We start from the raw sequence: 13,524 nt of genomic DNA on the forward strand, positions 1-13,524 counted from the left end.
AAGATAATTAGATTGTTGGATTCCTCACATTTTTAGTTTTCTTATTTTTTTGACCATTCTTAATTTAAATTCATTTTTGAGATTGCAACAGACAATCGTTATATTTGTAAAAATTATTTTAAAAGAAATGAAAAATTTTATTGAAGAAGTGACTTGGAGAGGAATGCTTCACGACGTTATGCCAGGTACAGAAGAACATTTGATGGAACAAATGAGAGTGGCATATGTGGGAATTGATCCAACTGCGGATTCATTGCATATAGGGCATTTAGTTGGGGTAATGTTATTGAAACATTTTCAGTTATCAGGACACAAGCCATTGGCGTTAGTTGGTGGTGCAACAGGAATGATTGGAGATCCATCAGGAAAATCGAATGAAAGAAACTTACTTGATGAAGCAACATTGCGTCATAATCAAGAAGCAATAAAAGGACAATTGTCTCGATTTTTGGATTTTACTTCAAATTCAGCTAATGCTGCCGAATTGGTAAATAATTACGATTGGATGAAAGAATTCTCATTCCTTGATTTTATTCGTGATGTAGGTAAGCATATTACGGTTAACTATATGATGGCTAAAGATTCTGTGAAGAAAAGGCTAACATCAGAGGCTGCCGAAGGAATGTCATTTACTGAGTTTACTTATCAGCTAGTACAAGGATATGACTTTTTGCATTTGTATAAAAACAAGCAATGTACCTTGCAAATGGGAGGAAGTGACCAATGGGGGAATATTACCACGGGAACTGAATTGGTAAGAAGAATGGAAAGCGGAAAAGCATATGCTCTAACTTGTCCATTAATCACAAAAGCTGACGGAACAAAATTCGGAAAATCAGAAGGCGGAAATATCTGGTTGGATGCTGCAAGAACATCTCCATATAAGTTTTACCAATATTGGTTAAATACTTCAGATGTTGATGCTGAAAAATATATTAAAATTTTCACTTTCTTATCAAAAGAAGAAATTGAATCTTTGACAATAGAACATAGAGAAACACCTCATTTGCGTATTTTACAAAAAAGATTGGCTGAAGAAATTACTGTAATGGTACATTCTGCTGCTGATTTAGAAAATGCAATTAAGGCTTCAAACATATTATTTGGAAATTCTACATCTGATGATTTAAAACAATTAGACGAAGCGACTTTCTTAGATGTTTTTGATGGTGTGCCTCAGGCAGAAATTACAAAAGCAGATCTTGAAAACGGATTAGAGATTATAATAGTTCTGAATGAAAAAACAGGATTCTTTAAATCGAATGGGGAAGCAAGACGTGCTCTTACAGCTAATTCTATTTCTGTAAACAGAGAAAAAATAACTGAAGAGTTTGTTCTTTCTAACAAAGATTTAATAAATAATCAGTTTGTATTGTTACAAAGCGGAAAGAAAAATTATTTTGTAGTAAGAGTGGTGTAATTCTTATTTACATGACTTAGATAGATTTAAAATACAAAAAAAGCATCAGCTACAGCTGATGCTTTTTTGTATTAGTGGATGTTTTTATTTAATAACTTTTCGGGTTTCATCTTTAGATTTACTAGTACAGGGGTGTTTTTTTTTTTTTCAAAACCCGAGGGAATTAGACAGAATCCTTAATTGGTTAAATGATTATTATAAAGTTATTTTGTTAAGGCAAAATAAGAAGCTATTGTGTTATTTCCTCTTTCCCAAACTTGGTTTCCATTTAACCAAACTTTATTTTTTAAAATAGATCGTTCAGTTCTTTCAAAAGTAGCTTCGATAGTATCTGTATCACTACTATTCCATTGAATATAAGTGATGGGTTTGTCTGTTGTTTCTGTGTTATTTAGGAATACCCTAATTCGATATTCATTTTCATGTTTAAAAACTTTAAAATTCCTAGGATACGTTAAATTCTGGTTATAGACCTCTTGTTTTCCTCCATTAACAACATAAAATAATTTAATATTTGAGATATCTAAACTGTTAGGATTTTTAGAATCTAACAAATCTCCATTTTGAGAATTAAAAATCGAAAACTCAATAGCGTTATCTATGTTATCACTAGATTCTTCTGTATTGGAATTATCACATGAAAGAAGTGTAAAAAGCGTAAAAAAAAAGCAGATGTTTTTCATATTATTAAGGTTTTATATTGTAAATCATTTTTTTTGTTATCATTGAAAGAGGTACTACCAGGATTAAAATTATTAAACGCATAATACCATCATTCTGACCGCCCACCCCCAATTCATTCTAAAATGGAGATAACCTATCCCTGTGCAATCACTAAAATAAGAAGAAGTTTGAATATAACCATCACAAACCCACATGTGCCCAGATGAACCATTGCTCCCACTCAATATAACAGGCTTGCCTGCGAATATATAATCTTTAAGTTGTTAAATTGTGGTTATTCCTGTATTAATTTAAAAGCAAATAGTAACATTATTGTGAATACTCGTTTACAGAACCATCAGATTGCAACCTCTAATATCAGAGTTATCAAAACGTCCCAATACTTCGAAAGAGTTGTTGGGATATTTTTTGCCTAAATCTTGCGTAGCGATAAAAGAACAAGAATTAATATTGGCTAGATCGATTACGTTTATACCTCCAGTTTTTCCTTCTTTTACGTAGGTTAAAGCATCTTCTGTATCTCGAACAAGGATTTGTATCCACGAAGGACATTCGAATATTCCTTCGCCTAGTGAATAGGCTTGTGATAATAATTCGGTCATACCATATTCTGAATGTATTGCTGAAACGCCAAAACCATCGCATAATTCTTTGTGCAATTCTTCACGAATCATTTCTTTGCGTTTGCCTTTCATTCCACCAGTTTCCATAATGATGGTATTTTGTAGTTTAAACGAATTCTTTTCGATTAAATCTAACAAAGCATATGTTACTCCAATTAAGATGGTGTTTTGTCCAGATTGGTCTAATTCGATTAGTTTTTGGGTAAGTTCTTCGTGGTTGTGTAAATAAAATCCACTTTCTGGGTGATTTGATAGTTTAATTAAATCTTCAACCATGTAAATTAATGAAGAACCTTCGCGCTCTAGATAGGACGGAAGTAAAGCTAGTACTGCATAATCTTCGATATTGCCATAAAACTGAGAAAAGCCTTTGCGGTAACTTTCTTCATATAAAGAAACGTCGGTTACAATATGTTTGCTAGTAATCATTCCTGTTGTACCGCTGCTGGTAAAAGTAACCTGTGCAGGATCAGAATTTGAAACCACAGCATGGCTCTTAAAAAACTGAATTGGTAAAAAGGGAATTTGAGTAAGTGATTTTACTTTTTGGGGATCTGTTTTTAAGTGATCGCAAAACGTTCGATATACTACGTTGTTTTCGTATTGAAAGCGGAATACTTTCAATGCTATTTTTTCAAATTGCTTTTGACTAGAAATCGTAAATATATCAGTTGTTGTAATCAAGATCTTTTTTTTTGCAAAGGTAATTTATTTAAAAGAAAAAGCTCCAATATTACTTTGGAGCTTTTTTATGTTTTTATTCTGAAAACTTACCTGACAATTAGCTTTCTAGTTGCAGTTGCATTTTCTTCATTTATTTTTATGATATACACACCAGGTGAAAGATTAGAAATATTAAGCTCTCTTGAACTTAATTGTGTTTGTAATACTTTTTTTCCTAGTATGTCAAAAATAGTTATTTCTTTTTCTAAATCATTTTTAGATGATATATATACTTTACCATTACTCACAGGGTTTGGATACAAACTCAAGCCCTCTATAACGGTGCCGTCTGTTTTTGGCTGTTGTTTACTGTCTTGTGCTGAAACATCTGCAGTAATAAAGAAAAAAGCCAATAAGAGTGTAATATAAAAGTAGTTTTTCGCCATCGCTTAATTTTAGTCTAGTAAATATACTAAAAAAAGTTTTCAAAAACTACGCCAAAAAAAAACATCCTAAAATTTTAGGATGTTTTTAACAATTAGTTGTATTTTATTGATTAGAAACCTACTGACCATCCAGTAGCCCATGTTGGTTGTGCGATACCACTTCCAGCTCCATTAGCAGCAGAAGATTCAGTAGCAACAGCGGTAACATCAGCAGCAGTTCCATTTGTTTTCTTTCCTTTAGTTTCTACAGCGATATCAGAGATGTAGTTTACACTAGATACTTTTAAAGCTGTTCCAACAAAAGCAATAGTTTCATCGTTTTCAACATCAATACCAGTTTTCCATCCGCTTAAAACTACATTTGAAATAAGACCTTTAGTTCCTCTTCTTAATTTTATAGCTTGATTTTCTGTGTAAATAGTTGCATCAGCAGTACTTCCAGGTCCCACAAGAGTGATGTTTGTAATAGTAGGGTTAGCAATTGGAGTGTTTGCAAATCCTAATTCGAAGTTATCGGCTTCAATACCTCTATTCCCTTTTCCAAAATTTAATTTTCCGTACCAGTTTGTATTTTTTCCATTCCATCCTTCAGTCCAGTCAAATTGATCATCTTCGTTACCGATAGCGATTAAATTTGTAGTGTTTACAGAACCTCCGAAGAATTCAAATCCATCATCAGCACCGTGAAAAGCTTGTACATTTTCAACAACTGTTCCAGAACCAACTCCGAAGAAAGATAGTCCGTTGAATTCTTTTTCAGTGTTATAAGCCGCTCCTGCATATTCGATTCTTAAGAATTTGATTGAACCAGAGTTATCATTAGATATAGTTCCACCATAAGTTAAATCTGCAACTTCTGATTGAGCTGTACTTGCTCCACCAGTAACACGGTTAATTGGTGCTCTACCACAGATAACCAATCCACCCCAGTCTCCAGCGCCTTTAGTTGTTAAACCGCTTGTCATGACAACTGGTTTTGCAGCTGTACCATTTACATTAATTTTTCCTCCTTGCGCAATTGCAATATAAGCTTTTGTTCCGCCAGTACCTTGAATAACTGTTCCTGCAGGAATTGTTAATGTAGCCCCGTCATTTACTTGTAATTTTCCAGTTAATTTGTAAACTGTACTAGCGTCAAGTACTACTTCACCGTCACTAATAGTTCCTTTAAAGTCGTTAGCATTTACAACAAATGTAGAAGTTGGTTTTTTGCTGTCGTTATTGTTATCGCTTGAACAGCTCGTAAGTAAGCTAGTTGATAAAGCAATAATTCCAAATAGTTTTACAATTGATTTTTTCATGGTTGTTTTGATAATTTTTGTGTTTAATATCTTGATGCAAAGATGGATTAGAAATCTTTTACGAATGTTAAGTAACTGTGATTGTTAGTTTAATAAAAACCTATTTTAAGATTAAATTAATGTTACTTAGCTGTTAACTAAAGTTTTGGTTTATAGGTTGTATAGAGTAACTAGTTATTTGGTTATCTCTAAAACAAAAAGGATCAACAATTTAATGCTGATCCTTTTTTAGTTCTGTGTTTGATGTAGCCTTAAAAGCTGTAATTAAGTTTAAAACTTATTCCTAATCCTTTTTTGTATGATAAAACGTTAACATCCCCAGAGACGTTTTCTTGAACTCTACTGATTGTAGGATCTAAGATGTTTTTTACAACAAAGTCTAATCCTAAGTTTTTATTCAGTTTGGTTTTTGCAATAAAATCTAATGAACCAAATGCTTTGTCTACTAAATTTCCTCTTCCATTTGTTCCAATAGCATTTATTCTATCTGAAAAATAAGAGTATGCAATAGTGGTGTTTAAGCTTTTTTCTTTATTGCTCCATTCAGTTAGATAAGAAAGATCAGCATTTAAAAGTAAATCAGAAGCTCCGGTAAATTGACTCTTTTTGTTTGTGAAATCAACTTGGTAATCAGTTTCTCTCTCAACTTTTTCAGAATTTAATTCCTGATTACTGTATAAGTAAGAAGCATTAATACCTGCAGTAAGTTTTTTTGAATTAGCATCATTAAAACTAAAAATCTGTTTGCGATATTCAACTTCCCCTCCAGCAACATATCCATAGTCACCTGTGTTAATGTAAGATATATCATTTGAAGAAGATGCAATTGTAACTTCATTCATTGGATTAAGGATGTATTTACCAAAAGCAGTAAAGGAAATTAATTCATCACTTTTAGGGAACATTTCCCATTTAAGATCTAAGTTGTAATCATCTGATTCGTATAAATATGGGTTACCTATTTTTACTTGTAAAACTTCTTCATAAACAAATAATGCTCTTTCTTTAAATTGTGGTAAAGTATATGTTTTACTAAATCCTAAACGTAAATTTTGTTTTTCGTTTAACTCATATTTCATTGTTAAACTTGGTAAGAAAGCCAATTTATCTAATCTATCACTTCCAATATCACCTAATTGTGTGTTCCAGTCAACATCTTGAATTAATGATTCTAATCGAAGGCCCAAAACAGCTGTTAATTTAGGATTGAATTTATATTCTGTGTTAGCATAACCGCCAAGGATAGTTTGCTTACCATTATAAGTTTGAGGATCTAGAGCATCACTAATTTGAGAGTTTCCTCTAAATGTCGAAACGTTGAAGTATCCATTATTGAAGTTGTCATTGTTGTAAAACAAATCTAGATTGTTTGGATCAACAATAAAGTTTCTGAAACCATCATTTGATTGAAAGTTGAATTGAGTAGCTTCAAATTTTCTGTTTTTGATTCTTCCATTCGCACCTAAAGTGATTTTTCCTTTAAATTCATCATCACTATTTTTATTGAATTTATAATCAATAGAAGCATTTGCTGCTAATTCATCTTCTCTTAGTTTTTGAAAGTATCTATTATTTTCAGGTCTTGAAATAGTAGATAATACATAGCCATTTGGTTCGTTTCTAAAAGTATTTTGAATTCTGTCGGGCATAGATCCGTCAACAATATTGTATGAAACACCCCAGTTTAATTTTGATCGGTCTGTTAGTTTATGATCTCCTAATAATTGATTTACCCAAAGACTATTTTTTTCATAATTAAAACGACGGATCAATCCATTTCCATTATTGGCGATATCTACTATGTAACCGTAATATTCTTCTTTAGACTGAGTTGAACTATTAATATAAAGTGTGTTAAAATTAACTTTGTTATTTGTGTTAATTTTATATCCAATATTTAACAAACCAGTAGAATTAGTTTGGTAGCTCATGTCTTTGTATGTATGGAAGTCTTTATATGCAACTCCTGCACCGTTTACACTTCCTCTTGCTGTACCATTTTTGACTGCATTGTATTCGTTACTGAAATTTGCAGTTGCAAAAAAGCTTAATTTACCTTGCTCACCTACGTTAAAAGTTTTTCCTCCTGATATTCCAATAGATCCAGCGAAAGGCGCTTTTTTATCTGTTTGTAAAGTATTGAAGTTGTATTGAGTAAGAGGGTTATTTGGAATTTTCGGGTTTGAGAATCCAAAACTATTAATGCCTTTTTGTAATCTAAAATCGTCTTCTGCTAATGCGTTTGTATTAACATTAGATCCTATTTCGATTTTAAAGAAACCATTTCCTTTGTAATCTTTAGATGCTATGTCTACGTTTCCTCCAGCAAAATCTCCATATAATTTACTGCTATAAACTTTATCAACAGATACATATTCAACAATATCAGTAGAGAAAATATCTAAGCTAATGTTTTTCTTTTCAGGATCATTTGATGGAATTGGTAATCCGTTCATAGTTGTAGAATTGTAACGATCGCCTAAACCTCTAACAAAAATATTACCTGTTCCCTCTTGTTTTGTAATACCAGTAGTTTTAGTAACTGCAGTTGCTACATCGCTAACTCCTTTTCGTGAAAGTTCTTGAGCTCCAATAGATTGTTTGATCTCTACGGCATTTTTTTGTTCTAATAGTAATGCTGATTCTTTTTGTCTGCTTACAGACGATGCTTTTACTACTACATCTTTAAGAGTGTAACTCCCTGAAGATAATGTTTGATTACTAGTTGTCGTTTCATTTGCTTTAACAATTACGATTGCTTCTACAGTTTCGTACCCCAAGAAACTATAAATTACTGTGTAGCTGCCAGGAGCTATGTTTATCGAATATTTACCATCGATATCAGTATTAGCACTGTTGTTAGTTCCTTTAATAAGAACGTTTGCAAATGGAAGTGCTTCATTATTAGTTTGTTTGTCTGTTAAAACCCCAGAAATTGTACCTTTGGTCTGAGCCATAGAAACAGCACAAATAAATAATGTAATAAATAGAAATTTTAAGTTGAATTTCATTTTCGTTTGTTGTTTGTTTATTTTTTTGCAAATAAAGGACGGCTGTGTAAAGTTCATGTTAGCTACTTGTTATTCTTTTGTCTCCAATATATTATGAAATTGTTATGAAATTAAATTACGGTTAACACTACTTTTTAACAGTCGATTTATTATTATCTTTACACTCGCAACTAGATTCATTGAATGTTATATAGTATAAGTATCAATGAGATAACCCAATTTTTGCCATTTTATGAAAAAAACACAAACTAAGATTTTACTAGTAGATGATGAACCGGATATTTTAGAAATTGTTGGATATAATCTTTCTCAGGAAGGCTATCAGATAATTACTGCCTCTAACGGAAAAGATGCAATTGCAAAAGCACAAAAAGAATTGCCAGATCTTATAATAATGGACGTTATGATGGCCGAAATGGATGGTATGGAAGCTTGTGAGCATATTCGAAAAATCCCTGAATTAAATAATGTTATCATTACATTCTTAACAGCAAGAAGTGAAGACTATTCTCAAGTTGCTGGTTTTGATGCTGGAGCAGATGATTATATCACTAAGCCTATTAAGCCAAAATTATTGGTAAGTAAAGTAAAAGCATTGTTGAGACGCCTAAAAGAGCAAGAGGTTAGTAGTGATACATTAAATGTAGGTGGTATCGAAATTAATCGTGAAGAATATAAAATCGTAAAAGATAATATTGAAATTGCTTTGCCTAGAAAAGAATTTGAATTGTTCTATTTATTGGCTTCAAAACCTGGAAAAGTATTCAAGCGTGATGAAATTCTTGATAAAGTTTGGGGCAATGAAGTAGTTGTAGGAGGAAGAACGATTGATGTGCATATTCGAAAATTGAGAGAAAAAATCGGCGAAGATTTATTTAAAACCATCAAAGGAGTAGGATACAAATTCGAGGTTTAAATTAAAGATTACCAAACAAAAGCATAATGCAAAGAAATCAGAATTATCTTTGTAGAAAGCTATCCATGAATTAAATGAAAATAAGTTTTAAAAAAACCTATAAGTTTGCTGTAAAGTCAGCATTATATATAAGTCTCTTTGCTACAGGATTCGTAATAATTTTGATTTTATTATTCTTCAAAAATAAAACAATAAATTTATTACCGTTTAGTATTGTTTTTCTCATATCTGTATATGCGTTCTCATTTGTCGTATTACAATATCGTGTAGAGCGTTTTATTTACCGAAGAGTAAAAAAAATCTACGATGAGGTTTCATTACTAGAATCTAGTACACTCATCAACCAGCCGATTACAACCGACATGGAAACGCTTTCGCGTGAAGTCAAAAAATTCGCTACCGATAAAAAGCTTGAAATCGAAATGCTGGAAATTCGTGAAGAATACCGTCGTGAGTTTTTGGGTAACGTTTCGCATGAGCTTAAAACTCCATTGTTTACTGTTCAGGGTTATGTTTCAACATTACTAGATGGAGCGATGGAAGACAAGACTATTCGAAAAAAATATCTTAAACGAGCTGAAAAAGGAGTAGAGCGATTAATTTATATCGTCGAAGACTTAGATATGATTACTAAATTAGAATCAGGGGATTTAAATTTGGTAATTACTAATTTTGATATCATAGAGCTTATTCAAAATGTTTTTGATTTATTGGAAATGAAAGCCGATAAAAAGAAGATAAAATTAACTTACGAGAAGAAATATCTGCAACCTATTTTCGTTAAAGGGGATAAAGATAGAATTCAGCAAATACTAGAGAATCTGATTGTAAATTCTATTAAATACGGCAGACAAGGCGGAACAACAGAAGTTGGAGTAGTAAATCTTACAAAGAAAAAAGTACTTATTCGTATTAGTGATAATGGAGAAGGAGTGGAGAAACAAAATATACCAAGACTTTTTGAGCGATTCTATAGAGTAGATAAAAGTGGAGCTCGCTCAGAAGGAGGCTCGGGATTAGGACTAGCTATAGTTAAACATATTATCGAAGCTCATAAAGAGAAAGTATATGTAGAGAGTGAGTTTGGTATAGGCTCAGAGTTTTCATTCACATTAGAAAAAGCATATAAGAGTGCTAATACTGAAGTTAAATAAATGTAATCTTAATGCCTTGATTAGGTATAAAATACCCTCCTTTTAACACCAATTTAAAATTGTCGGTCAGTTCTTAATATTAAATTCTTATTATGATAACATCTTGGTAACGTTATGTTAACTTTGATGGGTGATTTTTGCATTCTGAACGCGGAGTTAAAAAAATAAGATGAGAAAATTTTTAGTTGTAGCTTTATCTTTGGTGGCCAGTGGGATCCATGCACAAGAGATAAACAAAGAAGAAATAAAGAAAGAGGTAGTTCGTATTTTAGATTCTATAAATAAGGCAAAAGAAAGTGCAACACTAGCAGAACCAAAATTGGAACCTGCTCCTAAAGCAGAAGAAAAGGAGCACTGGTACGAAAAAATTTCTTTGAGAGGTTATGCACAAATAAGATATAACGGATTGTTGTCTACCAATGATAAAGTTTCATGCGAGCAGTGTGATAGATCTTGGGGAACAACATCTACAGAGCCAAATGCGAAATCTAATAATGGATTTTTTATCAGACGTGCTCGATTAGTATTTTCTGGACAAGTACATCCCAATGTATTTTTTTACTTTCAACCAGATTTTGCAAGTTCGCCAAGTACAGGAATTAACAATTTCGTTCAAGTTAGAGACATATACTTCGATGTTTCATTTGATCCTAAAAGAGAATACCGTGTTCGTGTAGGGCAAAGTAAAATTCCTTATGGATTCGAAAATATGCAATCTAGTTCTGTTCGACTTGCCTTGGATAGAAATGATGCAATGAATAGCGCTATATTAAATGAACGTGATTTAGGAGTGTTTTTTTATTGGGCACCAAGCAAAATAAGAGAGCGTTTCGAAATGTTAGTTAAAGATGGTTACAAAGGTTCAGGTGACTATGGTGTTTTTGCTTTTGGAGTTTACAACGGACAAATTGCAAATAAACTAGATAGTAACAGAGATTTGAATGTTGTAGCAAGAGTTACTTATCCTTTTGTAATTGGAAACCAAATTATTGAACCAGGACTTCAAGCTTATACTGGGAAATGGGCATTTACCAATGAGATTTCATCAGGAGTACCTGTAAATGCCGATAAACAATATGTTAAGGATCAAAGAGTAGGGGCAACATTTGTTCTCTATCCTAAACCTTTTGGAATTCAGACAGAATATAATATAGGTAAAGGGCCTCGTTATAACAAAGAAACTAATAGTGTTGATTTAACAAATATAAATGGAGGTTATGTTTTATTAAATTATAAATGGGATTTAGGAAAACAACTATTATATCCTTTTGCAAAATTTCAATATTATGATGGAGGGAAAAAATATGAGAAAGATGCCCGAAGTTATGTAGTTAGGGATTATGAAATTGGAATAGAATGGCAACCATTAAAAGCACTAGAGCTTACCGCAGAATACGTTATTGCAGATAGAACTTTTGAAGATAGCGTGTTACCAAATAACCGACAACAGGGAAATCTATTGAGAATACAAGCTCAATTTAATTTCTAAAAAAATATAAAGATGGGGTTTATTGTTTTTCGAAAACGGAAAATAATGAACTCCATTTTGCTTTCTTTTTGTATTGAGGTAATCCTTTATATTCGTTGATTTTTGCGATATCTTCAATTTTAAAATCATCTTGTAATGCGTAAGGAACAAGACCTTCTTCTTGTAATTTCTCTGCCAGATATAATTGTTCATATTGACCAGGAGTAGGTATAAAAAAAGCTTTCTTTTCTAATTTAACCAAATCCATTACGGTTGTGTAACCAGAACGACATAAGATTTGTTCACTTTCGTTAAAAGTTTGCTCTAGTTGTCGTGTATTCATGAAGTTGTAATAGGTAACATTCTCAATGACTTCCTTTTTTTGATCTTTTTCGACGATGCCTTTTACAAAAACCACTTTCCCTTTGTAGCGAAGTACTTCTTTTTTTAATTTTTCCTCAAGATAGCCTCGTTGAGGTTCTGGTCCCGATAAGATAACCATTAAATCATATACTTTTGGCGTTTCTTTCTTACGCATTCTACTTAAAGGACCAATGTATTTTAATTTAATTTTTTTGGATTTTAAATGACCTAATTCACCAGTAAGATTGGGCTTCTTTTTTATATCAGGAACCCAGCATTCAGTATATTTCTTTATAAAGTATTGATGACATTTACTGGTAAGCCAAGTAGTATTTCCTGTCATCACATTTAATTGATGCGTGATAAAAACCGAAGGTATTTTGTTAGAGTAAACTCCTAAGCGATTGTCAGAAATAATACCATCAATGCCATATTTTTTTATCCAGGACTTCACCATCTTTTTCTCATCCAGAACAGCTTCAATCATTTTAGGACTATTTTTGATTAATTTCCATTTAAAGTTTTTGCCATTTTTTGCATATTCTATTTGGTAGGAAGGCAGTTCTAATGTTTGGATATAAGGAAATTCTTTTCGTAATAATTCTAAAGCAATGCCATCAGAAGCGATTATCGGAATATAATTGTTTTCCTGTAGTGCTTTAATTATAGGAATACATCTTGTGGCGTGACCTAAACCCCAATTTAATGGAGCAATAAGAATGGTTTTATTGGTTGAATCTAAATTCATATAGAATTGGGTTATGTTAAGTTAACCCTGCGAAAGTTACAAATAGTAAGTGTTTTCCTTATTTATAAATGATTACTAAAATATTAAGTTATTATTTTAGTAAATTAAAAAAGGCTAGACATGATAAGAAGTCTAACCTTTTTTTAGTTTATCAAGAACAAGTTATTTAGTCTTGAATGTAAGTTTTATTTCCGTTAGAATTAATGTAGTATTTACCGCCTCTTGGGCCAGTATATACTTTTTTACCATTATATTCACCAGTAATTTTATCTGCTACTTTAGGAGCCTTTTCGTTAGTTTCTTTAACCTTTTTTGTAGTAGTTTTTGATGTTGCCTTAGTATCAGCTTTAGCTTTTTCTACCTTTTCAGTCGCTGTTTTTGTGTCAGCTTTAGCTTTAGTTACTTTTTTAGTAGCATCATCAGTTGCACTTTTAGCATCTGTTTTTGCTTTGGCAGCTTTTTTTGTAGCAGCTTCCTCTGCTTTAGTGGTCTTAGCTTTGGCATCTGTTTTTGTTTTTGCAACTTTGTCGTCTACACTTTTGGTAGCTGTTGCTTTTTCTTTAGTAGCTTTTTTCTCTGCTGCAGTTTTAGAGTCAGCAGCCTTTTTTTTCTCTTTAGCAGCTTCTGTTTTAGCTTTGGCTTTAGTTGTTTTTACAGCAGTTTCTTGAGCGTAAAAATTACTAGAGAAAACTAACATAAAACAAAGGAATAATAGTTTTTTCATGTT

At 32.0% G+C, this 13,524-nt stretch carries 12 protein-coding genes; 4 read left to right on the forward strand and 8 right to left on the reverse strand.

Annotated elements, in window-relative coordinates; all coding sequences use genetic code 11:
• The first annotated feature begins 127 nt into the window (after positions 1 to 127).
• Complete coding sequence (tyrS, locus tag EAG11_RS19635) at positions 128 to 1,420, forward strand: tyrosine--tRNA ligase (protein WP_129540670.1); 1,293 nt, start codon at positions 128 to 130, stop codon at positions 1,418 to 1,420.
• A 203-nt stretch (positions 1,421 to 1,623) separates the two neighbouring features.
• Here the strand turns inward: tyrS and EAG11_RS19640 are convergent, their stop codons facing one another.
• The 6 genes from EAG11_RS19640 to EAG11_RS19665 all read right to left on the reverse strand — a co-directional run bounded on the left by EAG11_RS19640 (position 1,624) and on the right by EAG11_RS19665 (position 8,148).
• A complete protein-coding gene (locus tag EAG11_RS19640; RefSeq protein WP_129540671.1) occupies positions 1,624 to 2,103 on the reverse strand; it encodes a hypothetical protein in 480 nt (159 codons plus the stop codon).
• A gap of 72 nt (positions 2,104 to 2,175) precedes the next feature.
• Positions 2,176 to 2,328, reverse strand: coding sequence for a C10 family peptidase (locus EAG11_RS22945; RefSeq protein WP_164998742.1), 153 nt, complete (start codon positions 2,326 to 2,328; stop codon positions 2,176 to 2,178).
• Between the two features lie 102 nt (positions 2,329 to 2,430).
• Positions 2,431 to 3,411, reverse strand: a complete 981-nt coding sequence (locus tag EAG11_RS19650) for an acyl transferase (RefSeq protein ID WP_129540672.1) — start codon at positions 3,409 to 3,411, stop codon at positions 2,431 to 2,433.
• 86 nt (positions 3,412 to 3,497) lie between these two features.
• Positions 3,498 to 3,836 (reverse strand): T9SS type A sorting domain-containing protein, encoded by a 339-nt coding sequence (locus EAG11_RS19655; protein WP_129540673.1) that lies wholly within the window; start codon positions 3,834 to 3,836, stop codon positions 3,498 to 3,500.
• Positions 3,837 to 3,946: 110 nt separating this feature from the next.
• On the reverse strand, positions 3,947 to 5,137 hold the full coding sequence (locus tag EAG11_RS19660; RefSeq protein ID WP_129540674.1) for a hypothetical protein: 1,191 nt from the start codon (positions 5,135 to 5,137) through the stop codon (positions 3,947 to 3,949).
• 251 nt (positions 5,138 to 5,388) lie between these two features.
• Entirely contained in the window at positions 5,389 to 8,148 is a 2,760-nt protein-coding gene (locus EAG11_RS19665; RefSeq protein WP_129540675.1) for a TonB-dependent receptor, read from the reverse strand.
• Between the two features lie 232 nt (positions 8,149 to 8,380).
• Here EAG11_RS19665 and EAG11_RS19670 point away from each other — a divergent pair, with 232 nt between their 5' ends.
• From EAG11_RS19670 to EAG11_RS19680, 3 genes are all read left to right on the forward strand, one after another.
• The gene (locus EAG11_RS19670) at positions 8,381 to 9,064 is read left to right on the forward strand and encodes a response regulator transcription factor (protein WP_035617332.1); all 684 of its coding nucleotides are present in this window, start codon (positions 8,381 to 8,383) and stop codon (positions 9,062 to 9,064) included.
• Positions 9,065 to 9,138: 74 nt separating this feature from the next.
• Complete coding sequence (locus EAG11_RS19675) at positions 9,139 to 10,218, forward strand: cell wall metabolism sensor histidine kinase WalK (protein ID WP_129540676.1); 1,080 nt, start codon at positions 9,139 to 9,141, stop codon at positions 10,216 to 10,218.
• A gap of 169 nt (positions 10,219 to 10,387) precedes the next feature.
• Complete coding sequence (locus EAG11_RS19680; protein WP_129540677.1) at positions 10,388 to 11,707, forward strand: porin; 1,320 nt, start codon at positions 10,388 to 10,390, stop codon at positions 11,705 to 11,707.
• Between the two features lie 19 nt (positions 11,708 to 11,726).
• On the opposite strand, the gene EAG11_RS19685 is transcribed toward EAG11_RS19680, so the two are convergent.
• Entirely contained in the window at positions 11,727 to 12,797 is a 1,071-nt protein-coding gene (locus EAG11_RS19685) for a glycosyltransferase (protein WP_129540678.1), read from the reverse strand.
• 166 nt (positions 12,798 to 12,963) lie between these two features.
• Complete coding sequence (locus EAG11_RS19690) at positions 12,964 to 13,521, reverse strand: hypothetical protein (RefSeq protein ID WP_129540679.1); 558 nt, start codon at positions 13,519 to 13,521, stop codon at positions 12,964 to 12,966.
• Positions 13,522 to 13,524 lie beyond the last annotated feature (3 nt).

Origin of the sequence: Flavobacterium sp. 140616W15, assembly GCF_003668995.1 — a bacterium.
Lineage (GTDB): Bacteria > Bacteroidota > Bacteroidia > Flavobacteriales > Flavobacteriaceae > Flavobacterium.